The sequence below is a fragment of the Solilutibacter silvestris genome (assembly GCF_050574925.1).
Lineage (GTDB): Bacteria > Pseudomonadota > Gammaproteobacteria > Xanthomonadales > Xanthomonadaceae > Solilutibacter > Solilutibacter silvestris_A.
In genome coordinates, this window is record NZ_JBCMOO010000007.1 from 19355 (window position 1) to 43753 (window position 24399).

The 24399-nt window shown below is 65.8% G+C and carries 27 protein-coding genes and 1 riboswitch; of the genes, 11 read left to right on the top strand and 16 right to left on the bottom strand.

Annotated features, from left to right (window positions below; translation table 11 throughout):
- Position 1: 1 nt before the first annotated feature.
- The 3 genes from ABE093_RS12060 to ABE093_RS12070 form a co-directional block, all read right to left on the bottom strand.
- Positions 2–1606 carry a peptide chain release factor 3 gene (locus ABE093_RS12060; RefSeq protein WP_430761155.1) on the bottom strand — a complete coding sequence of 535 codons (1605 nt, stop codon included), beginning with the start codon at positions 1604–1606 and terminating at the stop codon, positions 2–4.
- A gap of 264 nt (positions 1607–1870) precedes the next feature.
- Entirely contained in the window at positions 1871–2707 is an 837-nt protein-coding gene (locus tag ABE093_RS12065; protein ID WP_430761156.1) for a M23 family metallopeptidase, read from the bottom strand.
- Entirely contained in the window at positions 2694–2912 is a 219-nt protein-coding gene (locus tag ABE093_RS12070) for a hypothetical protein (protein WP_430761157.1), read from the bottom strand. The genes ABE093_RS12065 and ABE093_RS12070 overlap by 14 nt, the downstream gene beginning before the upstream one ends.
- Before the next feature lie 119 nt (positions 2913–3031).
- A riboswitch (SAM riboswitch) is annotated at positions 3032–3154 on the top strand.
- Positions 3155–3172: 18 nt separating this feature from the next.
- Between ABE093_RS12070 and metX the strand changes: the two genes are divergently transcribed.
- The 4 genes from metX (at position 3173) to ABE093_RS12090 (ending at position 7239) form a co-directional block, all read left to right on the top strand.
- Positions 3173–4222, top strand: coding sequence for a homoserine O-succinyltransferase MetX (gene metX, locus ABE093_RS12075; protein ID WP_430761158.1), 1050 nt, complete (start codon positions 3173–3175; stop codon positions 4220–4222).
- Entirely contained in the window at positions 4219–5412 is a 1194-nt protein-coding gene (gene metB, locus ABE093_RS12080; RefSeq protein WP_430761159.1) for a cystathionine gamma-synthase, read from the top strand. The genes metX and metB overlap by 4 nt, the downstream gene beginning before the upstream one ends.
- The gene (locus ABE093_RS12085; protein ID WP_430761160.1) at positions 5409–6479 is read left to right on the top strand and encodes a homoserine dehydrogenase; all 1071 of its coding nucleotides are present in this window, start codon (positions 5409–5411) and stop codon (positions 6477–6479) included. The genes metB and ABE093_RS12085 overlap by 4 nt, the downstream gene beginning before the upstream one ends.
- Positions 6480–6603: 124 nt before the next feature.
- Entirely contained in the window at positions 6604–7239 is a 636-nt protein-coding gene (locus tag ABE093_RS12090; protein ID WP_430761161.1) for an HdeD family acid-resistance protein, read from the top strand.
- Here ABE093_RS12090 and ABE093_RS12095 read toward each other — a convergent pair.
- The gene (locus ABE093_RS12095) at positions 7226–8608 is read right to left on the bottom strand and encodes an L-serine ammonia-lyase (RefSeq protein WP_430761162.1); all 1383 of its coding nucleotides are present in this window, start codon (positions 8606–8608) and stop codon (positions 7226–7228) included. The genes ABE093_RS12090 and ABE093_RS12095 overlap by 14 nt on opposite strands.
- Positions 8609–8624: 16 nt before the next feature.
- Positions 8625–9152, bottom strand: a complete 528-nt coding sequence (locus tag ABE093_RS12100; protein WP_430761163.1) for a cytochrome b — start codon at positions 9150–9152, stop codon at positions 8625–8627.
- Between the two features lie 63 nt (positions 9153–9215).
- Between ABE093_RS12100 and ABE093_RS12105 the strand changes: the two genes are divergently transcribed.
- Complete coding sequence (locus ABE093_RS12105; RefSeq protein WP_430761164.1) at positions 9216–9461, top strand: glutaredoxin family protein; 246 nt, start codon at positions 9216–9218, stop codon at positions 9459–9461.
- Here the strand turns inward: ABE093_RS12105 and ABE093_RS12110 are convergent.
- The 3 genes from ABE093_RS12110 to ABE093_RS12120 are packed head-to-tail and all read right to left on the bottom strand — an operon-like array spanning position 9433 to position 11183.
- On the bottom strand, positions 9433–9981 hold the full coding sequence (locus tag ABE093_RS12110) for a YceI family protein (protein ID WP_430761165.1): 549 nt from the start codon (positions 9979–9981) through the stop codon (positions 9433–9435). The genes ABE093_RS12105 and ABE093_RS12110 overlap by 29 nt on opposite strands.
- Positions 9978–10556, bottom strand: a complete 579-nt coding sequence (locus ABE093_RS12115) for a cytochrome b (protein ID WP_430761166.1) — start codon at positions 10554–10556, stop codon at positions 9978–9980. Before ABE093_RS12115 ends, ABE093_RS12110 begins: the two co-directional genes overlap by 4 nt.
- A gap of 15 nt (positions 10557–10571) precedes the next feature.
- Positions 10572–11183: a YceI family protein gene (locus tag ABE093_RS12120; RefSeq protein ID WP_430761167.1), complete on the bottom strand. Its 612-nt coding sequence runs from the start codon at positions 11181–11183 to the stop codon at positions 10572–10574.
- Positions 11184–11300: 117 nt separating this feature from the next.
- Between ABE093_RS12120 and ABE093_RS12125 the strand changes: the two genes are divergently transcribed.
- Entirely contained in the window at positions 11301–14828 is a 3528-nt protein-coding gene (locus ABE093_RS12125; protein ID WP_430761168.1) for an ATP-binding protein, read from the top strand.
- 12 nt (positions 14829–14840) lie between these two features.
- Here the strand turns inward: ABE093_RS12125 and ABE093_RS12130 are convergent, their stop codons facing one another.
- The 5 genes from ABE093_RS12130 to ABE093_RS12150 all read right to left on the bottom strand — a co-directional run bounded on the left by ABE093_RS12130 (position 14841) and on the right by ABE093_RS12150 (position 18965).
- Positions 14841–15887: a proline iminopeptidase-family hydrolase gene (locus ABE093_RS12130; RefSeq protein WP_430761169.1), complete on the bottom strand. Its 1047-nt coding sequence runs from the start codon at positions 15885–15887 to the stop codon at positions 14841–14843.
- 75 nt (positions 15888–15962) lie between these two features.
- Positions 15963–17045 carry a uroporphyrinogen decarboxylase gene (hemE, locus tag ABE093_RS12135; protein ID WP_430761170.1) on the bottom strand — a complete coding sequence of 361 codons (1083 nt, stop codon included), beginning with the start codon at positions 17043–17045 and terminating at the stop codon, positions 15963–15965.
- A 22-nt stretch (positions 17046–17067) separates the two neighbouring features.
- Complete coding sequence (locus tag ABE093_RS12140) at positions 17068–17322, bottom strand: WGR domain-containing protein (RefSeq protein WP_430761171.1); 255 nt, start codon at positions 17320–17322, stop codon at positions 17068–17070.
- A 24-nt stretch (positions 17323–17346) separates the two neighbouring features.
- A complete protein-coding gene (gene aroB / locus ABE093_RS12145) occupies positions 17347–18438 on the bottom strand; it encodes a 3-dehydroquinate synthase (protein ID WP_430761172.1) in 1092 nt (363 codons plus the stop codon).
- On the bottom strand, positions 18435–18965 hold the full coding sequence (locus tag ABE093_RS12150; RefSeq protein WP_430761173.1) for a shikimate kinase: 531 nt from the start codon (positions 18963–18965) through the stop codon (positions 18435–18437). The genes aroB and ABE093_RS12150 overlap by 4 nt, the downstream gene beginning before the upstream one ends.
- 106 nt (positions 18966–19071) lie before the next feature.
- Between ABE093_RS12150 and ABE093_RS12155 the strand changes: the two genes are divergently transcribed.
- From ABE093_RS12155 to ABE093_RS12170, 4 genes are read left to right on the top strand one after another with little or no spacing between them, the layout of a single operon-like run.
- The gene (locus ABE093_RS12155; RefSeq protein ID WP_430761174.1) at positions 19072–19275 is read left to right on the top strand and encodes a dodecin family protein; all 204 of its coding nucleotides are present in this window, start codon (positions 19072–19074) and stop codon (positions 19273–19275) included.
- A 39-nt stretch (positions 19276–19314) separates the two neighbouring features.
- Positions 19315–19923, top strand: coding sequence for a pyridoxamine 5'-phosphate oxidase (gene pdxH, locus ABE093_RS12160; RefSeq protein ID WP_430761175.1), 609 nt, complete (start codon positions 19315–19317; stop codon positions 19921–19923).
- Positions 19920–20381 carry an aminoglycoside 6'-N-acetyltransferase gene (aac(6'), locus tag ABE093_RS12165; protein ID WP_430761176.1) on the top strand — a complete coding sequence of 154 codons (462 nt, stop codon included), beginning with the start codon at positions 19920–19922 and terminating at the stop codon, positions 20379–20381. Before pdxH ends, aac(6') begins: the two co-directional genes overlap by 4 nt.
- On the top strand, positions 20381–21172 hold the full coding sequence (locus ABE093_RS12170; RefSeq protein WP_430761209.1) for an ABC transporter substrate-binding protein: 792 nt from the start codon (positions 20381–20383) through the stop codon (positions 21170–21172). The genes aac(6') and ABE093_RS12170 overlap by 1 nt, the downstream gene beginning before the upstream one ends.
- 3 nt (positions 21173–21175) lie before the next feature.
- Here the strand turns inward: ABE093_RS12170 and ABE093_RS12175 are convergent, their stop codons facing one another.
- The 3 genes from ABE093_RS12175 to ABE093_RS12185 all read right to left on the bottom strand — a co-directional run bounded on the left by ABE093_RS12175 (position 21176) and on the right by ABE093_RS12185 (position 23259).
- A complete protein-coding gene (locus ABE093_RS12175; protein WP_430761177.1) occupies positions 21176–21664 on the bottom strand; it encodes a DUF4426 domain-containing protein in 489 nt (162 codons plus the stop codon).
- Positions 21661–22509, bottom strand: coding sequence for a pyrroline-5-carboxylate reductase (proC, locus tag ABE093_RS12180; RefSeq protein WP_430761178.1), 849 nt, complete (start codon positions 22507–22509; stop codon positions 21661–21663). Before proC ends, ABE093_RS12175 begins: the two co-directional genes overlap by 4 nt.
- A 69-nt stretch (positions 22510–22578) precedes the next feature.
- Positions 22579–23259, bottom strand: coding sequence for a YggS family pyridoxal phosphate-dependent enzyme (locus ABE093_RS12185; RefSeq protein WP_430761179.1), 681 nt, complete (start codon positions 23257–23259; stop codon positions 22579–22581).
- 92 nt (positions 23260–23351) lie between these two features.
- Here ABE093_RS12185 and ABE093_RS12190 point away from each other — a divergent pair, with 92 nt between their 5' ends.
- Complete coding sequence (locus ABE093_RS12190; RefSeq protein WP_430761180.1) at positions 23352–24389, top strand: type IV pilus twitching motility protein PilT; 1038 nt, start codon at positions 23352–23354, stop codon at positions 24387–24389.
- The last annotated feature ends 10 nt before the right edge of the window (positions 24390–24399 follow it).

The window sequence follows — 24399 nt, forward strand, 5'->3', positions numbered from 1 at the left end:
CTCAGTCGATGTGGGTTGCGTGCGCGTGCTCGCGCGTCGCGAGGAAGGTCACGCCCGGCGCACGCTCTTCCGCAAGCTGGAGGTTCACGCGGGTCGGTGCGAGATAGACCAGTTGTCCGGCGGCATCGAGTGCGAGGTTGCCCGCGTTCTTTTCGCGGAACTCTTCCAGCTTCTTGGCATCGTCGCAGCGGATCCAGCGTGCGGTCGCGACCTGCACGTTCTCGAAGGAGGCATCGACGCCGTATTCGTCCTTGAGGCGATAGGCGACCACGTCGAACTGCAGCATGCCGACCGCACCGAGGATCAGATCGTTGGACATCAGTGGGCGGAAGAACTGGGTCGCGCCTTCTTCCGACAACTGCGCGAGGCCCTTTTGCAGTTGCTTGAGCTTGAGCGGATCGCGCAGGCGCGCGCGACGGAACAGTTCCGGCGCGAAGTTGGGAATGCCGGTGAAGCTGATCGATTCGCCTTCACTGAAAGTGTCGCCGATCGAGATCGTGCCGTGGTTGTGCAGACCGATCACGTCGCCCGGCCACGCGTCCTCGGCGATCTCGCGATCGCTGGCCATGAAGGTGAGTGCGTTGGCGAGTTTCTGTTCCTTGCCGGTGCGGACGTGGAAGGCCTTCATCCCGGCGCTGAAACGGCCCGAGCAGATGCGCATGAACGCCACGCGATCGCGGTGCTGCGGATCCATGTTGGCCTGGATCTTGAACACGAAGCCGGTGAGCTTGTCTTCGTCGGGCTTGACGTCGCGGCCGGTGGTCGCGCGCGGCAGGGGCGAGGGCGCGTGGTCGACGAAGAAGTCGAGCAGCGGCTGCACGCCGAAGTTGTTCACCGCCGAGCCGAAGAACACCGGCGCCTGTTCGCCGCGGAGATAGGCGTCGCGATCGAACGGATGCGAAGCGCCTTCGACCAGCTCCAGTTCGTCGCGCAACGCGGAGAGCATGTCGGCGCCGATCGCGGCTTCCACGCCGGGATCGTCGATCGACGGGAAGATGGTCGAATCCTGGCGGGTGAAGTTCTTTCCGGCCTCGTACAGATGCACTTCGCCGGTGATCAGGTGGACCACGCCCTTGAGGCGCTGGCCCATGCCGATCGGCCACGTCACCGGCGCGCACTGGATCTTCAGCACGCTCTCGATTTCGTCGAGCAGTTCGATCGGGTCCTTGCCCTCGCGGTCGAGCTTGTTGATGAAGGTCATGATCGGCGTGTCGCGCAGGCGGCACACTTCCATCAGCTTGATCGTGCGTTCCTCGACGCCCTTGGCGACGTCGATCACCATCAGCGCGCTGTCCACCGCGGTGAGCACGCGGTAGGTGTCCTCGCCGAAGTCGGCGTGGCCTGGCGTATCGAGCAGGTTGACGATGCGGCCTTCATAGGGGAACTGCATCACCGACGACGTCACCGAGATGCCACGCTCCTTTTCCAGCGCCATCCAGTCGGACGTGGCGTGGCGCGCGGCCTTGCGACCCTTGACCGAGCCGGCCATCTGGATCGCGCCTCCGAACAGCAGCAGCTTTTCCGTCAGCGTGGTCTTGCCGGCGTCGGGGTGGGAAATGATGGCGAAGGTGCGCCGACGGGCGGCTTCCTGGGCAACGGTAGACATGCGGACGGGGCGCGCGGGGCGCCGAAAGGCTGGAAACGGAGAGCGGAATTATACCGGGCGCGGAAGGGCCTCATGGGATCGGGTGAAGCGACCGTTGCGCAGCATGGATGCTGCGCACGAGCCTACATGGGTGAGGCAAACGCTTGCGAACCACTGGTTCGCGCGCAGCCGAACGCCCGCAATCTGTGATTGCGGGCCGGACCCGCGTAGCAGGGATTCACGGCGTGTCGCGGAATCCCGACCCATGGGGCTCTTCCGCGTGCGCTAATTCGGCAATCTCAACACGCCCTGCGGTGCGAGGATCCGCACCGGAATCGACTGCAGGCGCCGATCGCCGTTGACCTGCACCGTGAAATGGAGATGCGGCGCAGTGCTCCAGCCGCTGTTGCCGACGCTGCCGATGCGCTGGCCGATGGCGACGCGATCGCCGCGATGGACCGGGATGCTGCCACGCTGCAGATGCGCGTAAAGCGCCATGCTGCCGTCGCTGTGCAGCACGCGGACGAAGTTGGCACGGGCATGGCGATTGCCGTTGACGCCCGTGTTGTCCGGCTCGTCGTCGTCGAGATCCATCACGACGCCCTCGCGGGCGGCGCTGACCATGGTTCCCATTGGCAGGGCGAAGTCGATGGCGTGGCGGTTCTCGTCGTCGTTGTGGCTGTGCGCGCCGCCGTCGGCCTGGTCGATCCGCAATCCCTTGGCCGGCACCGGCAGGATGTAGTCGAACGGTTGCGGGTGCAGCGCGGGATCGCCGGGAATCGCCTGCAATTGCACGTTGATTTCCTGTCCGATCGGCAGCTGCACCACGCGGCTGCGACTGCCGGGCCGGATCACGGCGGCGGTGTCTTCCTGCTGGCCATTGCGATCGAGGCTGACGATGGCCTGCACCGGACCCGCCAGCGGATTGTCGACCAGGACGTCGATATGGTCGCCGCTCTTTTCGAGCACCAGATCGACCTTGCTCGAATTGCTGGTGCCCGCCATCGGCGCGATCGCGGTCGACCCCGCCCGTGGCGGCCATTGCATCCAGTCCTGGGCGGCGGCGCCCGAAGCCGCGATCGCCAGCAACAGGGCGGTGGCCGCCCGTTCAATCGACCGCATGCAGGCGCCCTTTCGCATCGTCGAGCGCTGCCATGTCGATCTGCATCGGTTCGGTGCTGGCGACCAGCTCGATGTCGGCGCCGGGATGCAACATCACCCGGATCACCGTCCCGGCCGGCGTGGTCAATGTGACCCGATGGGCCTGGGACGTGGTGTTGTGGACCCGGAACACATCGCCGGGCTTGAGTTGCTGGGTCTGCTGCATGGGTCGATCTTAGCGGCAAGCGACGGCGGCCGATCAAGCCGGATCGACCGGTTTCGGGTATTTATCTCTTCATCCGAATGAAGGGATTGACACCCCGGGCGGCGGCGGGCACACTGCACATTCCATCCAGACCGGCTGAGGGACAGGCCCTTCGACGCCGGGGCAACCGAGGGACGATCCTTTCGAGGACGATCCGGACGGTGCCAACTCCTGCGGGGGCTTTGCCCACCGGAAGATGGTCGCGTGCATCGTCATGGACGATGCCGACCTCGTCGGACCCGCAAGGCTGGAACCACCGCCTGCAGGAAGTCGAGCTCTCCGTGCAACACGCCTCCCAAGCCGCTGCCCGATCCGAAACCGCCGTCGCGCCCGATGCCGAGCGCGGCGAAGTTGCGTGTCGACTGGCGCTGCGCCATGCCGGCACGCGCGACGTCCGCATCGCCTGGGAATTGAATGGCGTCGCCGATGCGCCGTTGCTGATCGTCGCGGGTGGCATCAGTGCCAATCGCCACGCGCTCGCTAGTGCCGCGTTCCCGGAAGCGGGATGGTGGGAAGACCAGCGCGGTCTCGGGATCGACCCGTCACGTTTCCGTTTGTTGTCGATCAACTGGATTGGCGCCGATGGCGACATCGATGCCCCGATCGACAGCGCCGACCAGGCCGATGCCGTCGCCGCGGTGCTCGATGCCCTGCAACTGCCGCAGGCACTGGCGTGGATCGGATCTTCCTATGGCGCGATGAGCGGATTGCAGTTCGCGGCGCGACATCCCGAACGCCTGCGCGCGTTGGTGGTGATCAGCGGCGCCCATCGTGCGCATCCGTTTGCCAGCGCCTGGCGCGCATTGCAGCGCCGCATCGCCGCGCTGGGAATCGAGTCGGGCGATGAAAACGCCGGGTTGTCGCTGGCGCGCCAGCTGGCGATCCTGAGCTATCGCACGCCGGAAGAATTCGCCGCGCGTTTTGCGGAAGCGCCGACGGTGACCGATGACGTCGTGCGCGTCGCCGCCGAGGATTATCTCGACGCCTGTGGCGCGCGCTTCATCGGGCGGATGCCGCCGGTTGCATACCGCCGGTTGTCGGAATCGATCGACCTCCATCGCGTCGATCCCGCGCAGGTGAAGGCGCCGACCACCGTGGTCGCGATCGCCGAGGATCGCCTGGTGCCGCTGCCCGACATGCTCGATCTGTCGTCGAAGCTGCCGCATTCCGAATTGCACGTATTGCGCTCGCACTACGGTCACGACGCTTTCCTGAAAGAAACCACCGCCATCGCGCGCGTCCTGCGCGCCGCCATCGAGGCCACGCCATGAGCTCCAAGAAGATTTCTCCTGCCACCCGCGCGGTGCGTGCCGGCATCGACAGCGATACCGCCTTCGGTGCGGTGTCGCCGCCGATCGTGCTTTCCACCAACTTCTCGTTTGAGGGATTGCATGGCAAGCGCAAGTACGACTACACCCGCAGCGGCAATCCGACCCGCGACCAGCTGGGCGATGCGCTGGCCGCGCTGGAAGGTGGTGCCGGCGGCGTGATCACTTCGACGGGCATGTCGGCGATCACGCTGGTGCTGCACGCGTTGCTGCAACCGGGCGATCGCCTCGTGGTTCCGCACGATTGCTACGGTGGCAGCTGGCGCCTGTTCAACGCGCTGGCGAAGAAGGGCGCGTTCGAGCTGGTGACCTGCGATCTCACCGATCCGGTCGCACTGGCCAAGGCGCTCGATCCGGCGCCGGTACTGGTGTGGATCGAAACGCCGTCGAACCCGTTGCTGCGCATCACCGACGTCCGCTTTGTCGCCGAAGCCGCCAAGCGCGCCGGCGCGCGCGTGGTCGCCGACAACACCTTCCTGTCGCCGCTGCTGCAGCGCCCGATCGAACTCGGCGCCGATGTGGTGGTGCATTCGACCACCAAGTACATCAACGGCCACAGCGACGTGGTCGGCGGTGCGGTGATTGCTGCGACTGCGGAGTTGCATGAACAACTGTCGTGGTGGGGCAATGCGCTGGGCATCACCGGTGCGCCGTTCGACAGCTTCCTGACCCTGCGTGGCCTGCGCACGCTCGATGCACGCCTGCGCCTGCACCAGGAAAACACCAAGCAGCTGGTCGATCTGCTGCAGTCGCATCCGGCGGTGGCCAAGGTCTACTACCCGGGGCTGGAGTCGCATCCGGGCCATGCGTTGGCCGCGCGCCAGCAGCACGGTTTCGGCGCGATGCTCAGCTTCGAGCTGGTGGGTGGCGAAGCCGCGGTCGCGCAGCTGGTCGATGGACTGGAGTGCTTCAGCCTGGCGGAATCGCTAGGCGGCGTGGAAAGCCTGATCGCCCATCCGGCGACGATGACGCATGCCGCAATGACGCCGGAAGCGCGTGCGCTGGCCGGCATCGATGATGGCCTGGTGCGTGTCTCGGTCGGCATCGAATCGCCCGACGATCTTATCGCCGACCTCAAGGCCGGGCTCGATCGCGCGCTGGCCGCGTGTCCGCCGAAACGCGTCGGCGCATGAGTGCCGTGCGCGCGATCGCAGCAGCGCCGGTGGCGTCCTCCTTGCGGATGACGCTACTGGGGACCGGGACAGTCGGCAGCGCCTTCGTCGAGCGACTTGCGGTGTTGCAGGGGGGGTCGCTGCCGATTCCGCCGCTGGTGGCGATCGCCAATTCGCGCGGTTTCGCGCGCGTCGACGCGGATACGCAGCGTGCGGTCCTCGACGAACTGCGCGAAGTCGACAATGTGCGTGACGGCGCGTGGATGTCCGGCGACAGCTTCGGTCGTGGCGACATCGTGGTCGATGCCACCGCCAGTGCGCTGGTTGCCGATCGCCATGCCGAATGGCTGCGCCGTGGTGCGCATGTGGTGACCGCATGCAAGATCGGGCAGGGCAGCGATCTCGCGCGCTGGTCGCTGATCCAGCGTGCGCGCCGCGATGGCGACACGCAGTACGGCGACAGCGCGACCGTCGGCGCCGGCCTGCCGCTGCTGCGTTCGATCCGGATGCTCAACCGCGGTGGCGATCGCATCCACGCGATTGCCGGCGTGCTCTCGGGCTCGCTGGCGTGGCTGTTCAATCATTACGACGGCATGCGCCCGTTCTCGGGCTTCGTGCGCGATGCCCGCGATGCCGGCTACACCGAGCCCGATCCGCGCGACGATCTGTCGGGCGAAGACGTGCGCCGCAAGATCCTGATCCTTGCGCGCGCTGCCGGCGTCGAGCTGGAGAGCGCCGATGTCGACGTGCAATCGCTGGTGCCGGATGCGCTGGCCGTGTTGCCGGCTTCCGAAGTCGATGCCGCGTTGCCGGCCATGGACGAACCGTTGCGCCAACGCTTCGCCGAAGCGCATCGCAATGGCGAAGTGCTGAAGTTCATCGCCCGTCTCGAGAATGGTCGCGCCCGGGTCGGCCTGGAATCGTTGCCCTTCGATCATCCGCTCGCCGGCGGTGCTGGGACCGACAACCGGGTCGCGATCTGGAGCGACCGTTACAACGTGCAGCCGCTGGTCATCCAGGGTCCGGGCGCGGGCGCGGAAGTCACCGCCGCCGCCTTGCTCGACGACGTGCTGCAGATCAGGGTCTGATCCTGCCGCTCCGCTTCATCGTCCACGGTCATTCCGCACTGCAAAAACTCCGCGCATTCACCCGGCGTATGCTCGTTTCGCCGGCATCTGGTCGGCGGATCGATGACATCGCAGCGGAGGAAACATGAACGATCGAACCATGGGCTCGTCGTTGTTCCAGGACGCCCTCGATTTCGCCAAGGCCAACTGGTGGCTGTTCCTGCTGGGCGGCGTGCTCTACATCATCTTCGGCGTGCTGGCGCTCAGTCGTCCGGTCGAAGCGTTGCTCGGGCTCTCGGTATTGTTCGCCTGCTTCATCCTGGTGGATGGCGTCATCAGCGTGGTTCGCGCATTGATGGCGAAAGGCGCGGATGGCCGCTGGTGGGTGTTTTTCGGCGGCCTGGTCAGTGTGGCGATCGCGTTGTATGCACTCACCGGACCAGTGAACGCGATGTTGCTGTTCGTCTACGTCATCGCCTTCCAGGCCATCCTGTTCGGCATCGCGGTGTTCATGTTTGGCACGGCGATCCGCAAGATCGTCAGCGGCGAGTGGCTGCTGTATCTCACAGGCATCCTGTCGATCCTGTTCGGCCTTGCCCTGATCTGGGCGCCGGGCGCGGGCGGCATGAGCGTGTCGATGATGATCGGCGCGTGGGCGCTGGTGGTCGGCGTCCTGCGCGTGCTCTTCGCGTTCCGGGTTGCGCAGCCTGGTGCGGCGCGCGATGTGACATGGCACGCGCTGGCTTGCCGCCAGCGCGTGTTTCGCATCAGCACTCGATGACGTTCACCGCGAGACCGCCGCGGCTGGTTTCCTTGTACTTGTCCTGCATGTCGCGACCGGTGTCGCGCATGGTCTTGATCACCTTGTCCAGGCTGACCTTGTGCTTGCCGTCGCCGCGCATTGCCATGCGCGAAGCGTTGATCGCCTTGACCGCGCCCATCGCGTTGCGTTCGATGCAGGGGATCTGCACCAGGCCGCCGATCGGGTCGCAGGTGAGGCCGAGGTTGTGTTCCATGCCGATCTCGGCGGCGTTCTCGATTTGCGACGAGGTGCCGCCAAGCGCCGCGGTCAGGCCCGCCGCGGCCATCGAGCAGGCGACGCCGACTTCGCCCTGGCAACCGACTTCGGCGCCGGAAATGCTGGCGTTTTCCTTGTAAAGGATGCCGACCGCAGCCGCAGTCAACAGGAAATCGAACACGCCCTGTTCGTTGGCGCCCGGGCAGAAGCGATCGTAGTAATGCAGCACCGAGGGGATGATGCCGGCCGCGCCATTGGTCGGCGCAGTGACGACGCGTCCGCCGGCGGCGTTCTCCTCGTTCACGGCCAGCGCGTAGAGATTCACCCAGTCGAGCACGGTCAGCGGATCGCGCATCGCCGCTTCCGGGCGCGACGACAGTTCCGCGTACAGCGCCGGCGCGCGCCGCGCGACGTGCAGGCCGCCGGGCAGGGTGCCGGTTTCGCGGATGCCGCGAGCGACGCAGGACTGCATCGCCGCCCACAGCTCGCGCAGGCCGGCGACGATTTCCTCATCGCTGCGCCAGGCGCGTTCGTTCTCCATCATCAACCGCGCGATCGACAGTCCGGTGTCCTTGCTGCGCGCAAGCAACTGGTCGCCACTGGAAAACGGATGCGCGACCTCGGTGGTGTCGGCGACGATGCGATCTTCCGCCGCTTCGTCCTGGTTGACCACGAAGCCGCCGCCGACCGAGTAGTAGTCGCGCGTCGCCAGTTCGTTGCCGTCGGCGTCGTAGGCGGCGAAGCGCATGCCATTCGTATGGAATGGCAGCTTCTGGCGCTTGTTCATGATCAGATCGGTCTTCTCGTTGAAGTCGATCTCGTGTTCGCCGTGCAGGCGGATGCGCTTGCTGGAACGAATTCGCTCCAGCGCGGCGGGGATGATGTCGGGGTCGATCTGGTTCGGCCAGTGGCCTTCCAGGCCCATCAGCACCGCCTTGTCGGTGCCGTGGCCACGACCGGTCAATGCCAGCGAACCGAACACTTCGGCGCGAACCCGCGCGACCTGCTGCAATCGTCCGCTTTCGGCGAGATGGTGTTCGATGAAGCGCGCAGCCGCGCGCATCGGCCCGACGGTGTGGGACGAGCTCGGGCCAATGCCGATCTTGTAGATGTCGAAGGTGCTGACGGCCATTGCTGGATTCTTCCGGTCAGGAGCCGCGCAACATTCGCGTGAGCGTGGCGTTGCGACGGAACATGTGGTGGTGGATGGCGGCGAGTGCGTGCAGCACGGCGACGATGACCAGCGCCCAGAACAACTGGGTATGGCGTCCTTCCATGATTTCGTGCGCGGCGTCGTCGGGCGCGACCAGGCGCGGCATCTCGAACAGGCCGAACCAGCGCACGGCATGGTCGCCGTAGTTCGACATCAGCCAGCCGGTGATCGGGACTGCGAACAGCAAGACATACAGAACGAAATGGCCGAATGCGGCGATGCGCCGTTGCGCCACGGAAACGCCCGCGAGCGGGGCCGGTCGACCGGCATAAAGACGCCAGGCAAGACGCGTGATCGCCAGCGCGAGGATGGTGACGCCGAGGGAGATATGCAGGGCCATGGTGCCGCGCGGCAGGTCGTCGTGGAACAGGCCAAGCGCGCCCTGGACGATCAGCAGCGCGACGATCAGCCAATGGAAGGATCGGCTGACGCCGCCCCAGGTCTCGGTGTTCTTGAGGGTCACGCACGCGTCCGGCAGGGAATATCCGCAGATTCTAGGCCGGAAGCGCCTGTTATGCTGCGCCGGATGCGTCTCATCCTGTTCCAGCGCGACAACTGCCATCTCTGCGATCTCGCGCTCGACGTGCTGGCGCAGGCGCACTGCCCGGAATTCGACAGCGTGTTCATCGACGACGATGACATTCTGGAATCACGTTATGGCGTGCGCGTGCCGGTATTGCACGAAACCGCCAGCGGCAGGGAACTGGGCTGGCCGTTCGATGCGGCCAAGGTGCGCGATTTCCTCACTTCACCGGCTGCAACACCACTTTAGTGCTGACCGCAATCGCATCGGGGATCAGCTTGGTATCCGCCCATTCGCCGGCACCGACGCCGAAGTCGAGGCGTTTCACCGTGGCCTTGCCGGTCAGCACCGGCTTCGCGCCGGGCGTCCAGGTGAATTCCAGCGTGACCGGCTTGCTCACGCCATGCAGCGACAAGGTGCCATCGGCGGCATAACGATTACCGCCCAGTGCGCGGAACTTGGTGGCGACATAGGTGGCCTGCGGGAATTTCGCCACGCCGAAAAATGCGCTGTCGCGCATCTGGCCGTCGTAGTCGGGATTGCGCGTGGTGGCGGTCGCCATCGGAATGGTGACTTCGAGTTTTGCCGTCGCCAGTTGTTGCGGGTCGAACGACAGCTTGGTGTTGAAGCCGGGGAAGGTCCCGGTGAAGGTGTCGCCCTGGTATTTGCCGGCGAAGGCAAGCGCGGAGCCGGGAGCCTGGACGTAATCGGTGGCGAATGCCGGCGCTGCGGACAGCGCAAGCGCGAACAGCAATGCGGAACGGATCATGGGATGTCTCCTTGATCGTGGCGACGCAGCCAGCCGCGCGGCAACATGCGGGCGAGGGTGGCGTCGCGCTGGAAGAAGTGGTGGTAGATGGCGGCGAGCGCATGCAGTGTAGCCAGCGCGACCATCGTCCAGAACAGCCACTCGTGGATGGATGCCATCCGTTCATGGAGGTCGTGGTCGCGGGCGACGAGCGCGGGAAGATTGATCACCCCGAACCATTGCAGCGGGAAGCCGGCGGCCGAATTGACGATCCAGCCACTGATCGGCGTCGCCAGCAGCAGCGCATACAGGGCCCAATGCATGGATGTCGCGGCGAGATGCTGCCCGCGCGATATTCCCGGAACTACCGCGGGCGCGCCGGCGTACAGGCGCCACAACAGCCGCAACACCACCAGCGCGAGCAAGGTGAGCCCGATCGATTTGTGCAGCGCGTATGTCGCGATCTTGTGGGGACTGATCGGCAGGTCGACCATGGTCAGGCCGAGGTATCCCATCACGATGATCAGCACGACGATCAGCCAGTGCAGGGTCTTGCTGACGCCACCCCATTCGCCCGACGTGTTTTTCAGCGGCATGCGCGTGGCTGTCCTTTATTTGGAAGGTTGTGATGCGGTGGCACCATCGTGGCGGACCAGTTCGGCTTCGATGCGCAGTTCGACATCGTCGCCCACCAGCGATTTCCAGGACGTCATCCCGAAATCGCTGCGCTTCAATTGCGCCTGCGCGGAAAAGCCGGCGGTGCGGCGGAACGGCGGCAACGGATAGCGCGCGATCTTGTTGAGCACCAGGTCCATGCAGAACGGACGGGTGACGCCGTGCAAGGTGAGGTCGCCGCAGGCGACGCCGCGGTTGGCGTCCTTGCGGGTGATATTGGTCGAAACGAAGCGCGCCTGCGGGTAGCGCTTCACGTCGAGGAAGCGCGGCGCGAAGATCGCGGCGGCCCAGCCGGAATCCCCCATGTCGATGCGCTCCATCGGCACGTTCACTTCCAGTCGCGCGCTGCTCCAGTCGTCGGAATCGAACAGCAGGCTGCCTTCGCTGCCGGAGACGGTGCCGAGCGCCTTGGAGTAGCCGGCGTGATCGATCGCGAAGAGGACGCGGGTATGCACCGGGTCGATGACGAAACGCTCCGGCTCGCCGGCCCGTGCCGCGGTGGCGGTGACGAGGGCGAGAATCACCAATGGCAGGAGGCGGCAGAGCATGCCCGGATTCTATGTCAGCACCGGGGTGGCGGTCGTGGTGCTTGCGACGGGGCAGGCGGGGCGGTCACACTGCGGTCAGGACGCGGAGGGGGAGCCCGCGGGAGGAGCAGGAGCGCGATGTCCAGCAGCAAGGCCTTGATTGCGTTGATCGCCGGACTGGCGTTCTTCGGCATGGTCGGCGATATCGCTGCGCAGGAGATACCGCGCATTCCGCGCATGCGCCTGCTGCGGATCACCGATGGCCTGCCCTCGAACGAAGTGACGGACATCGCCCGCGATCGCGACGGATTCATCTGGATGGCGACGCCCGATGGCCTGGTGCGTTACGACGGCAGCGGTTTGCGCATCTGGCGCCCGGAAGGCGATGGCAGCAAGGGACTGCCGAGCGGCGAAATCGCGCGTGTCCACGTCGATGCGGGCAATCGCCTATGGGTGGCGCTCATAAACGATGGCGCGGTGATGCTGGATGCGCAACGCAAGGCCATCACCCGCTTCGGTGAATCCACGCCGGGATTCAAGAGTCGCAACATCATGGCCATCACCAGCATCGGTAACGATGCTTGGATGGGCAGCAGTGGCGATGGCCTGTACCGCATCGATGCCGCCGGCCGCGTGCACAGCTGGCATATGGACGAGAATGATGTCGCCAGCCTTCCTGCGGATACCGTGCCGTCGGTATCGGCGGCTTCGGATGGCAGCCTGTGGATCGGTACCACCGCTGGCCTGGCGCACATGCGCGAGGGGCGGATCGAACGCATTCCGTTGCCCGGCGCACAACCTGCGGCGATCATCTACTATGTGCAGGCGACCGGACGCGGCGTCTGGGTTGGCGCTGCCAGTGGCGTGTATTACCTCGATGCCGATGGTCATTGGCACACGCCGTTTTGGAGTGATGTGTTCCGGCGTCCCAATGCCGCCCTGCGCATCGTTCCCGATCGCGACGGCGAACTGTGGATCGGCAGCCAGAAACGCCTGTGGCACGTGGTGCCGGGACAATCGCCGGTCGCCATCGATCCCGATGGCCGCCCGATCGAGCGCCTCGTCAACGGGATTGTCGTGGGGCCCAACGGCGAAGTGTGGGCGGGCGCGCCACAGGCCGGGCTCGGTTACCTGCGTCCCGATTGGCGGGGCATCAGCGAATTGCGCTACGGCAGCGGTCCGCTCGATTTGGCGGGGATGACCTATCGCGCCATCGGGCCCGGCGGCGATGGCGCGACATGGCTGGCTGGTGACGATGGCGACATCGAGCGCGTGACCCGCGATGGCCGTCTCGAGCGCATTCCATCGCAGGTCCGCCAGCAACTCGCCGGCACCCACCCATTTTCGATCCTGGCTGCGCACGATGGCAGCGTATGGATCGGCGAACGCAAGGGGCTTTATCGCGTCGGTCGCGATGGCCGGGTGCAGTCGTGGCTGGCCGATGCAACCGCGGATCCGCCACCGGGTGAAACCGTGCGGCGCTTGCGCGAAGCGGCGGATGGCAGTATCTGGCTGCTGGGGAATGGCGGCATGCAACAGCGCGATGCCCGGGGACGTGTCTTGCGCACGATTGGCTTGGAGGGTATCGACCGGCTGGACGAACTGGTGCTGGACGCCAAGGGCGCGCCATGGGTGATCGCCGACAAGCAGATCGCGCGCGCCGATGCCGGCGGTGTCCGCTTCGATCCCGTCGCCGGATTGCAGGGCGACGATGTCTATTCCCTGGGGTTCGATCGCGATGGCGGCCTGTGGGCGCATCGCCGCAGTGGACTGGCGCATTACCGCCTGCAGGGGAATCGCTGGCAGCGCGATGTTTTGGTTGCCACATCCCCTACGGGTTTGCCGCAGGTCGACAGTTCTTCCCTGCAGATGGATCCGCAAGGACGAGTCTGGCTTGCTACCCGTCGCGGCCTGTTGCGGTGGGATCCGCAAGCGCGCCAACTGCATCACATCGGCAGCGAACACGGATTGCAGAATCAGGATTTCCTCTTCAGCGGCGGGACTGTCGTGATGGGCGAGGATGGTCGTCTCGTGGCCTCGACCCAGGGCGGCACCGTGGTGCTGGTCAATACCCTGGCCACCGATCCGCCGCTGCACACGCCGTTGCTGGCCGGCGCGACCATCGAGGCGCGTCGCAATGGGCAATGGGCGGCGCTCGATCCCGACAAGGCGCAACTGGCGCCGGAGGATCGCGAGGTACGCGTCGCGATGCACCTGCTCGCCTACGAGAATCCCGCCGGCAACCATTACTGGACGCGACTCGACGGCATGGATCGCGATTGGGTCGACCAGGGCGCGAATCCGGAGCGCATCTTCACCGGACTGGCCGCGGGTGCGCATCGCTTGCGGGTGCGGGCACAGGATGCATTCGGCAATCCGGCATGGGAACGCCAACTGCGTTTCAGCGTGCGTGCGCCGTGGTGGTGGACCCCATGGGCGAAACTGGCGTGGCTTGCATGCGCACTGGTCCTGTTCGTGCTTGGCGTGCGCGCATGGCGCAAGCGGCGCGAACAGCAACGCCAGTTCCACGACGCCGAACAACGACGCAGAATCGCCGAAGAAGCATCGTTGGCGAAGACGCGTTTCCTCGCCACGCTTGGCCATGAAATCCGCACGCCGATGACCGGCGTCCTCGGCATGTCGGAATTGCTGGAATCGACGCCGCTGGACGATGGCCAGCGTGGCCAGGTGCGCACCATTCGCCGCGCCGGCGAACACCTGCTGAAACTGGTGGACGACGCACTCGATCTGGCGCGGATCGAAGCCGGGCGCATGGAACTCGTGGAGGCGCCTTTCGATGTCGGCGCGCTGGTCGCCGATGTCGGCGATTGGGCGGCGCCGAATGCGTTGCGCAAGGGCCTGCTGTTCTCGGCGAGCGTGGATGACGACGTGCCGCCGGCATTGCGCGGCGACGTGGTGCGCGTGCGCCAGATCCTGCTCAACCTGATCGGCAACGCCATCAAGTTCACCGAACACGGGCGCATCGACATGCATGTTTCGCGTGGCGATGCGCAGGGCATCGTGGTCGAAGTGCGCGATACCGGCCCGGGCATGAACGCCGAACAGCAGGCACGGCTGTTCCGCCGGTTCGAGCAGGCCGAGGGCGCGCGTACGGCCGAGCGTTACGGTGGCAGCGGACTCGGGTTGGCGATCAGCCAGGAACTGGCCAGCGCAATGCACGGCAAGATCGGCGTCGACAGCACGCCGGGCGAGGGCACCCGCTTCCGCGTGACGCTGCCGCTGTCGCAGGCGGATTCCGCCGTCGTAGCGGAAACATCGGCGCCGGTCGATCCTGCAACGCATGGCGAGTTGCGCCTGCTGATGGTCGAGGATGATCTCGTCATCGCCGAGGTGCTGGCCGGGATGCTGTTGGCGCAAGGCCATGAAGTGGTGCACGCGCCGCATGGGCTGGCCGCGCTGACCGAATCCGCGAGCGATACCTTCGACGCCGCCTTGCTCGATCTCGACCTGCCCGGGATGGATGGCTTCGATCTCGCCCGCACCTTGCGCGCGAACGGATTCACGGGGCGGTTGCTTGCGGTGACCGCGCGCGCCGATGCCGAAGCGGAAACATTGGCGCGCGCCGCGGGATTCGACGGCTTCCTGCGCAAGCCGGTCACCCGCGACTTGTTGACGCGGGCGCTGGATGCATTGATGCGGAATTGATCCCGCCGGCGATCAGTGCCTGGCCTGATCGACGTCCTTCAGGAATTTGATCAAGCCGTTCATGTAGGTCGGCTGGTCGTCGTACATCGCCATGTGGCCGCTGTTCGGGCCTTCCAGGTAGCGACCGTGCGGCAGCTTCTTCGACATCATTTTCATGAAGGTGGGGTCCATGGTGTCGTAGCGGCCGGCGATCACCAGCGTCGGCACGGTGATCTTCGCCAGGTCATTCGTGCGGTCCCACTGCTCGAGGATGCCGCTGGCGCCCATCTCGCTCGGGCCCTGCATCGGCACGTAGACCTTCTTGTTGAGGTGGGCGAACGAACGCAGCACCGGTTCCGGCCATTGCGCCGCGGGTTTGCGCAGGATGTGCTGTTCGTAGAACGGGTGCAGGAGTTCTTCGTAGCGCGGATCGTCGTAGCGCTTGGCCTGCTCCAGCGCGAGGATCTCCTTCAGCGCCTTCTGGTCCATCCGCGGCATCAGCACGTCGTGGGCGTAACGGTTGTAGGCCGGGATGCTCGACATCATGTTGGAGATGACCAGGCCCTTGAGGTTCTTCTGGTACTTCAGCGCGTATTCCATCGCCAGCAGGCCGCCCCAGGAGTGGCCGAGCAGGTAGAAGTTGCCGGAATCGAGGCCGAGCGCCTTGCGCACCTGTTCCACTTCTTCGACGTAATGGTCGATGCTCAGGAACGGCGCCATGTTTTCGGGTTGGTCGCTGTAGGCGGAGCCGAGCTGGTCGTAGTAGATGTACTCGATGCCGGCGCCGGGCAGCCAGGAATCCATCGCCTCGAAATATTCGTGGGTCGCGCCGGGGCCGCCGTGCAGCAGCAACAGCTTGATGCGCGGATTGTTGCCGACGCGCTTGGTCCAGACGCGGAAATCGCCGCTGGGCGTGTGGATCGGAATCATGCGCACGCCGCCGCTCCAGGCGTCGTCGCGACCGTGATTGTCGAAATAGTTCTGCTGCACGTGTTTGGCGGGATGCGGCGCATCCTTGGCCAGTGCCATGCCCGGCACGGCCAGCAGCAATGCCATCACCATCGACAGAAATCGCGCCATCGCCGAGCCCTCGCAGTGGAATCCCGCGAGTCTCGCGCGCTGGCGTCAGCGCTGCAACTCAGGCGCTCGGTTCAGTCAAAGCCTGCGATTCCGGCTTGCCGCATGGACTTCGTCCACCAGCACGCGCACGTGCTCGGGATCCATGTCCGGCGCCATGCCGTGGCCGAGATTGAAGACGTGGCCGTCGCGCGAGCCGTTGTTGCCCTTGGCGTAACTGTCGAGCGCGGTGCGCACTTCGCGGCGGATGGTGTCGGGCGATGCGTACAACGTCGCCGGATCGAGATTGCCTTGCAGCGCGACCTTGCCCTGCGTGCGCAGGCAGGCGCCATGCAGTGTCGTCGTCCAGTCGACGCCGAGCGCTTCCGCGCCGCTGTCGGCGAGTTCGGACAGATAGGGGCCGTTGCCCTTGCCGAACAGGATGAGGGGCGTGCGATCCGCGCCTTCGCCGCGTTGAAGTTCGCTGGCGATGCGGCGCAGGTAGCGCAGCGAGAATTCGCGATACATCGCCGGCGACAGCACGCCGCCCCAGGTATCGAATACCTGCAAGGCCTGCGCGCCGGCCGCGCGTTGGGCCGAGAGATAGGCGATCACCGCATCGGTGACCACGCCGAGCAGGCGATGCAGCGCGGCAGGATCGTTCAGCGCCATCGCTTTGATGCGACCGAAATCGCTGCCGCCGCGTCCCTCGATCATGTAGCAGGCGATCGTCCATGGGCTGCCCGAGAAACCGATCAGCGGCACCTTGTCCTGGAGTTCGCGACGGATCAGGCGCACCGCGTCCATCACGTAGCGCAACTCGGTTTCCATGTCGGGCACGGCGAGGCGGGCGATGTCTTCCTCGCTGCGGATCGGTCGTTCGAACTTCGGGCCTTCGCCCTCGACGAAATACAGGCCGAGTCCCATCGCGTCCGGGATGGTGAGGATGTCGCTGAAGAGGATCGCGGCATCGATGTCGAAACGCTCCAGCGGTTGCAGCGTGACTTCGCAGGCGATCTCGGGATTCTTCGCCATCGCCAGGAAGCTGCCGGCGCGTTGGCGGGTGGCGCGGTATTCCGGCAGATAGCGACCGGCCTGGCGCATCAGCCAGACCGGCGTGCAGTCCACGGGCTCGCGGCGCAAGGCGCGCAGGAAACGATCGTTGCTGGGCTTGGAATCCATGGGAATCTCTGGAAATGACGGGTCAGCGCGGACCGTCGAAGCCGGAGGCGAACATCAGCTGGAAACCTTTCTTCAGCTGGGCATCGCGGGCTTTTTCGATCGCGGCGAGGGCCGCGGCCTGGTCGGGGTACTGTTCGCGGCGCAGGCTGCTGCGCGCACCTTGCTGGCCGGTCTCGCGCACCAGCTCCCAGCCGCCGAAGAGGTCGGGCTGAAGCATGAGCTGGACGAAGCGCGGCGCTTCGTGGCCGTCGGGCCGTTGTTGCAGCAAAAGGCGCATATGCGAATTGTACGGCGTCGCCGCTCAGTCTTCGCGCAACTGCCGCAACACCGCGTTTTCGTCGACGCCGGCGACAATCCGGGCGCGACCGATGCCGTCCCAGAGGATGAAACGCAGGCCGTCGGCGGCGGTTTTCTTGTCGAGGCGCATGCGTGCGAGCAGGGCCTCGGCATCGAGTCCATGCGGAATGCGTACCGGCAGGCCGAGGCGTTCGAGCAGGGCGGTCAGGCGCGTGGCGTCGTCCATGGTCGCCATTCCCAATTGCGCGGAGAGTCGCGCCGCCAGCACCATGCCGACCGCGACGGCTTCGCCGTGGTTCAGGCCGTCACCGTAGCCCTGTTCGACCTCGATGGCGTGGGCGAAGGTATGGCCGAAGTTGAGCAGGGCGCGTTCGCCGTGTTCCAGCGGGTCGCGTTCGGTGATGGCGGCCTTGTGCGCGCACGAACGCGCAATGGCTGCCGAGAGCACCGTCGCGTCCATCGCCAGCAATGCGTCGGCGTGCGCTTCGAGCCAGTCGATGAAGCCTGCATCGATGATCGCGCCGTACTTCACCACTTCGGCAAGACCGGCGCGCAGTTCGCGCGGCGGCAGCGTGCGCAGGACCGCGGTGTCGATGACGACGGCGCGCGGCGGATGGAAGGCCCCGACCAGGTTCTTGCCCTGTGGAATGTCGATCGCGGTCTTGCCGCCGACCGAGGAGTCGACCATCGCCAGCAACGAGGTCGGAATCTGCACGCAGTCGATGCCGCGCATCCAGCACGCCGCCGCGAATCCGGCCATGTCGCCGATCACGCCGCCGCCGAGCGCGTAGACGCAGGCGTCGCGGGTCGCGCCCATCCGTGCCAGCGCGTCGATGACGCGATTGAAATTGCCGAAGGTCTTGGCGCTTTCGCCGGCGGGCAGCACCAGCGTGGCGAGTTGCGCATCCGGGCGCGCCGACCGCAATGCCGCGACAACGGCATCGCCATACATGGGGGAAACGTGTTCGTCGCTGACGACCAGGGCATGGCGTCCGCGCAGATGCTTTGCCAGCAGGGCGTCATCGCGCAGCAGGCCATCGCCGATATGGATGGCGTAGGGCGCGCTGCCGCCGACTTCGACGTTCGTGACGCTCATGCCGCGGCCTCGCGTTGCTCCAGCAGCTGCATCAGGCGATCGACCACTTCATCCACGCTCATGTCGCTGGTATCCATTTCGAAATCGGCCAGTTCCCGGTAGAGCGGGGTGCGGATCGCATCGAGCTTGCCCAGTGTCGTTGCCGCGTCATCGCCGTGCAGCAACGGGCGTTGCGCGCGTTCGTCGCGCATGCGCTCGAGTCGCGTTGCCACGTCGGCGCGTAGCCAGATCACGGTCGCGCGTGCGTTCAATGCTTCGCGGTTCGTCGCCGCCAGCACCACGCCGCCGCCGGTGGCGATCACCGTGTCGTCGTTCGCCAGGACATCGCGCAGGGCCGCGCTTTCGAGTTCGCGGAAACGTGCCTCGCCGGCGTCGGCAAAGATCGCTGCGATGGTCTGGCCGGCGCGGTTTTCCACCTCGGCATCGAGGTCGAGGCAGGGGCGATCCAGCCGTCGCGCCAGGGACGCGGCGACGCGGCTCTTGCCGCTGCCCATGGGGCCGATGAATGCGATGGGGCGATGTTGCATGGCGACATGCTATCAGCCGCCGTAGCGGTCGCAGGCAGCGACGCCGTCCTAACAATCCATGCACTACGTTTTGGGTCCGTTTCCTTCCATCCACCCGGAGTTCCGCATGAGCATCGCCAAGGTCATTGAAATCAATTCCTCCTCCAAGAAAGGCATCGAGGATGCCGTCCAGTCCGGCCTGGCCAAGACCGGCAAGACCGTCAAGAACATCCAAGGCGCCTGGGTGAACGAGATCAAGGTGGTGACCAAGCCGAACGGCAGCGTGACCGAGTGGCGGGTCAACATGAAGGTCAGTTTCATCGTCGATTGAGCGCAGGTTTCGGGCGCGCTCCTGCGGCACAATGGAGTCATGAACGATTCCGCCCTTGACCTTCGCGCAGAAGCGCTCGCCACCTTCGATCGCCTGTTCGCCGAAGCCGGCGCGGCAGGCGAGCCCGACCCCACCGCGATGGCCGTCGCCACCACCACGCTCGACGGTCGTCCGTCCCTGCGGATGGTGCTGCTGAAGGCGCACGACGAGCGCGGCTTCGTCTTCTATACCCACCTCGATGGTCGCAAGGGCCTGGAACTGCAGGCCAACCCGCATGCGGCGCTGCTGTTCTTCTGGCCACGGGTGCGCAACGCCGTGCAGGTGCGCATCGAAGGCGCGGTCGAGCTGGTCGGCGATGCGCAGGCCGATGCCTATTTCGCCAGCCGTCCCCGTGACAGCCAGATCGGCGCATGGGCGTCGCGGCAGTCGCAGCCACTGGCCGATCGTGGCGAGTTCGAGGAGCGCTTCGACCAGGCGCAGGCCGAGTTCGCCGGTCGCGAGGTGCCGCGTCCGCCACGCTGGACCGGTTTCCGGGTGCGACCGGAGCGTTTCGAGTTCTGGTACGGCGCCGAATACCGCCTGCATCGCCGCGATGTCTACCTGACCGATCGCTGCGGCGACTGGCATCGCGAGCAGCTGTATCCGTGAGTCGGGATTGGTCGTTGCGGGAGGCGACTCCCGCGGATTTCACGGCGTGGGGCGCCTTGCGCGCCCGTCTTTGGGACGACAGCCCCGACGCGGTCATGGAGAGCGACGACATGGGTGCGGCGATCGATTCGTCGCGCCCGGCCACGACGTTCCTTGCCGTAGACGACGGGGGCCGGCCCTTCGGGTTCATCGAGCTTGCGATACGCCACGATTACGTCAACGGATCGGAATCGTCGCCCGTCGGTTTCGTCGAGGGCTGGTACGTCGATCCTGATTGGCAAGGCGGCGGGGTGGGGCGGGCACTGGTTGCCGCCGGCGCCCGCTGGACACGCGATCACGGTTGCAGCGAACTGTGTTCCGACGCGCTGATCGACGCCTGTGAATCGCACGCGGCGCATCGCGCCTGCGGCTTCGAGGAAACCGAGCGTGTGGTGTACTTCCGCAAGTCGTTGACATGATGATCGGACCGCGCCGCATCGTCTGCCTGACCGAAGAGCCGACCGAGGTGCTGTATGCGCTCGGTGCGGAGGATCGCATTGTCGGCATCAGCGGCTTCACCGTGCGACCGCCGCGTGCGCGCAAGGAGAAGCCCAAGGTCAGCGCCTTCACCAGCGCCAAGATCAACGAGATCATGAAATTGCAGCCGGAACTGGCGATCGGGTTTTCCGATATCCAGGCCGACATCGCCGCCGAACTGGTGCGGCGTGGCGTGGAGGTGTGGATCTCCAATCATCGCAGCGTCGACGGCATCCTCGACTACATCCGCCGCCTCGGTGCGCTGGTTGGCATGGCGACGCAGGCGAATGCGTATGCGGATGGATTGCAGCGTGGCCTCGATGACGTCGCCGAACAGTCGGCCAAGTTGCCGCGGCGACCGCGCGTCTATTTCGAGGAGTGGGACGAACCGCCGATCAGCGGCATCCGCTGGGTGAGCGAGTTGATCGCGATCGCGGGCGGCGACGACATCTTCCCGGAACGCGCCGCCGAGCCGTTGGCGAAGCAGCGCATCCTCGAGGATCCGCTGGAAGTGGCGCGGCGCGTGCCCGACATCATCCTCGGCAGCTGGTGCGGCAAGCGTTTCCGGCCGGAGAGGGTCGCGGCGCGTCCCGGATGGCAGGACATTCCCGCGGTACGCGACGGCGAACTTCACGAGGTGAAGTCTCCGCGCATCCTGCAGCCGGGGCCGGCTGCGCTCACCGATGGCGTGGCGGATATCGCCGCGATCGTGCAGCGGTGGGCGGCGCGCTGATCTTCAGCGCGGCAACAGGTCCCGGGTGAACGCCATCGTCGCGTTCGCGCCGCCTTTGCGTGCATCGATCTTGAACTGCACGCTTGCCGGTGGCTTTGCGGCGACGGTCGCGATGTAATCCGTCATCCCGTCGGTGGTGATCGTCCGCAGCGGCAATGGCGCCGGCGCATCCGGCAACACGGACGATTGCGCGGTCAGCTGCACCGCATCGACAGGCACGCCATTGCCGTGGTCGTCGCGGACCGTCACCAGCAGGAACAACGCGTTGCCTTCGCGCGAAATACCGTAACGGCGCGCGCTGATGTCGTTGAGGTCGCTGCTGAGAATCGTCGATGCATGGATGACCACGCCATCGACCGTCGCTTCGGCGGATGCATTGCCGGCAGCGTTGCCGGATGCCGTCGCCGATGCCTGGGCGTCATGCGAAACCGTGTTGTTGCTGCACGACGCCAGCACCAGCACGGCGGCAGCGATGAAGTGGCGTGTGCTCATGTCGGTTCTCCATCGTTGGCGGCGGACAGCTCGGCGCCACGGATGCGCGCGGCATGGATGGCGTCCTTGACCAGTGGCCGGAACCCGCCTGCCTCGAACGTGTTGATCGCGGCTTCGGTCGTGCCCTTGGGCGAGGTGACCCGGCGGCGCAATTCCGCCGCGGGCTCAAAGCTTTCATTGAGCATGCGCGCGGCGCCGAACATCGTCTGCGCAACCAGCACGCGCGCCTGCCCGGGCGCGAGTCCTTCCGCTTCGGCGGCGGACTGCATCGCTTCGGCGAGCAGGAACAGATAGGCCGGGCCGCTGCCGGACACGGCGGTGACCGCATCCATCAGGGATTCGTCTTCCAGCCAGATCGTCGGGCCGGCGGCATGCATCAGCGCATCGGCCTGGGCGCGTTGTTCCTTCGACACTTCGGCATTGGCATACAGGCCGGTGATGCCGGCGCGCAGCAACGCCGGCGTGTTGGGCATGGTGCGCACGATCGGCAAGGCTGCGCCGAACCAGCGGGCGAGTTGCGCGGTGGTGATGCCGGCGGCGATCGAGACCACCAGCGGATGTTGCTTCGCCGCGGCTGCGGCGAGACTCGAGCAGACCTCGCGCATCACCTGCGGCTTGGTCGCGAGCACCCAGGTGGACGCGTCGGCCACCGCTGCGGTGGCACTGTCGTGGACATGGACGCCGAAGCCGCGGTGCAGGGCGTCGCGCAATTCCGCCACCGGTTCGGCGACGTGGATGCAGGCGGGATCGCTGCCGTGGGCGATCAGGCCGCCGATCAGGCTGCGCGCCATGTTGCCACCACCGATGAAGGCGATGACGGAATGGATGGAGGACGAGTTGGGCATGACGGTTTCCGGATGGCCCCTGAGGCTTGAGTGTGAACGATTTGCGGTGAACGTAGTGCGGCGAAGTGGCTAGTCGCGCTTGCCGAACAGCGCCGTGCCGATCCGCACCATGGTCGAACCTTCCTCGACCGCCAGCTCGGCGTCCTCGCTCATGCCCAACGACAGCGTGTCCATGCCGGGGTGGTCGGTTTTCAGCTGGTCGAAGAGTTCGCGCATGCGTCGGAATGCGGCGCGGCGCAATTCGAAATCGGGGTGCGGCGCCGGGATCGCCATCAGTCCGCGCAGGGCCAGGTTGGGATGGCTGGCAATGGCGTCACAGAGGCCGTCGGCTTCGTCGATGCGACAGCCCGACTTGCTGTTCTCGTCATCCACGTTGACCTGCACCAGCAGGTTCAGCGGCGGCAGTTCCGTCGAACGCTCGCGGGCGAGGGCATCGACGAGTCGCTGGCGGTCCACCGACTGCACCCAGTCGAAGTGCCGGGCGGCTTCGCGTGCCTTGTTGGTCTGGAGATGGCCGATCAGGTGCCACTCGATGTCCGCCAGACCTGCCAGTTCGGCCTGCTTGGCCATCGCTTCCTGCACGTAGTTCTCGCCGAAGGCACGTTGGCCGGCGCCATGGAGTGCGGCGATTGCCTCGGCCGGCTGGCGTTTGCTCACGGCCAGAAGCCGCGGCGGCGGACGCCGGAAACGTGTCGCGGCGGCCTGCAAACGGGCCAGAACTTCGAGGTAACGCGAATCTGTGATCGCCATGTGAAGTTTTCGTCAAGACGGGGTAGCATGCCCGACGAGGGGCCCGTCATGGTGCCCCATTCGCAACCTGTCGGTTCGTACTGGGGATTAGGATGGATATTGCCGAGCTGCTGGCGTTTTCGGTCAAGAACAAGGCATCCGACTTGCATTTGTCGGCCGGCCTGCCGCCGATGATCCGCGTCGATGGCGATGTCCGCCGCATCAATATCCCGCCGTTGGAACACAAGCAGGTGCATGCGTTGATGTACGACATCATGTCGGACAAGCAGCGCCGCGACTACGAAGAGTTCCTCGAGACCGACTTCTCGTTCGAGATCCCCGGCCTGGCCCGTTTCCGCGTCAACGCCTTCACCCAGAACCGCGGCGCGGCCGGCGTCTTCCGTACCATTCCCTCGGAAGTGCTGAGCCTTGACCAGCTGGGCTGCCCGCCGATCTTCCGCGAGCTGATCGAGCAGCCTCAGGGCCTGATCCTGGTGACCGGTCCGACCGGCTCCGGCAAGTCGACGACGTTGGCGGCGATGGTCGACCACATCAACAAGAACGAATATGGCCACATCCTCTCGGTCGAGGACCCGATCGAATTCGTGCACCAGTCGCAGAAGTGCCTGATCAACCAGCGCGAAGTGCATCGCGACACCCACGGCTTCAACGAGGCATTGCGGTCCGCGCTGCGCGAGGACCCCGACTACATCCTGGTCGGCGAGTTGCGCGACCTCGAAACCATCCGCCTGGCGCTGACCGCCGCGGAAACCGGACACCTGGTGTTCGCGACCCTGCATACCTCCAGCGCGGCCAAGACCATCGACCGCGTGATCGACGTGTTCCCTGCCGGCGAAAAGCCCATGGTGCGTTCGATGCTGTCGGAATCGCTGCGTGCGGTGATCTCGCAGTCGCTGCTGAAGAAGGTCGGTGGCGGCCGCGTCGCCGCGCACGAAATCATGGTCGGTGTCCCCGCCATCCGCAACCTGATCCGCGAGGACAAGGTGGCGCAGATGTATTCGGCGATCCAGACCGGCCAGGCCCAGGGCATGCAGACGCTCGACCAGTGCCTGCAGGACCTGGTGAAGCGCAACATCGTGCCGCGCGCGCAGGCCCGCGAGTACGCGAAAGACAAGAAGATTTTCGATTGATGTACCCCCA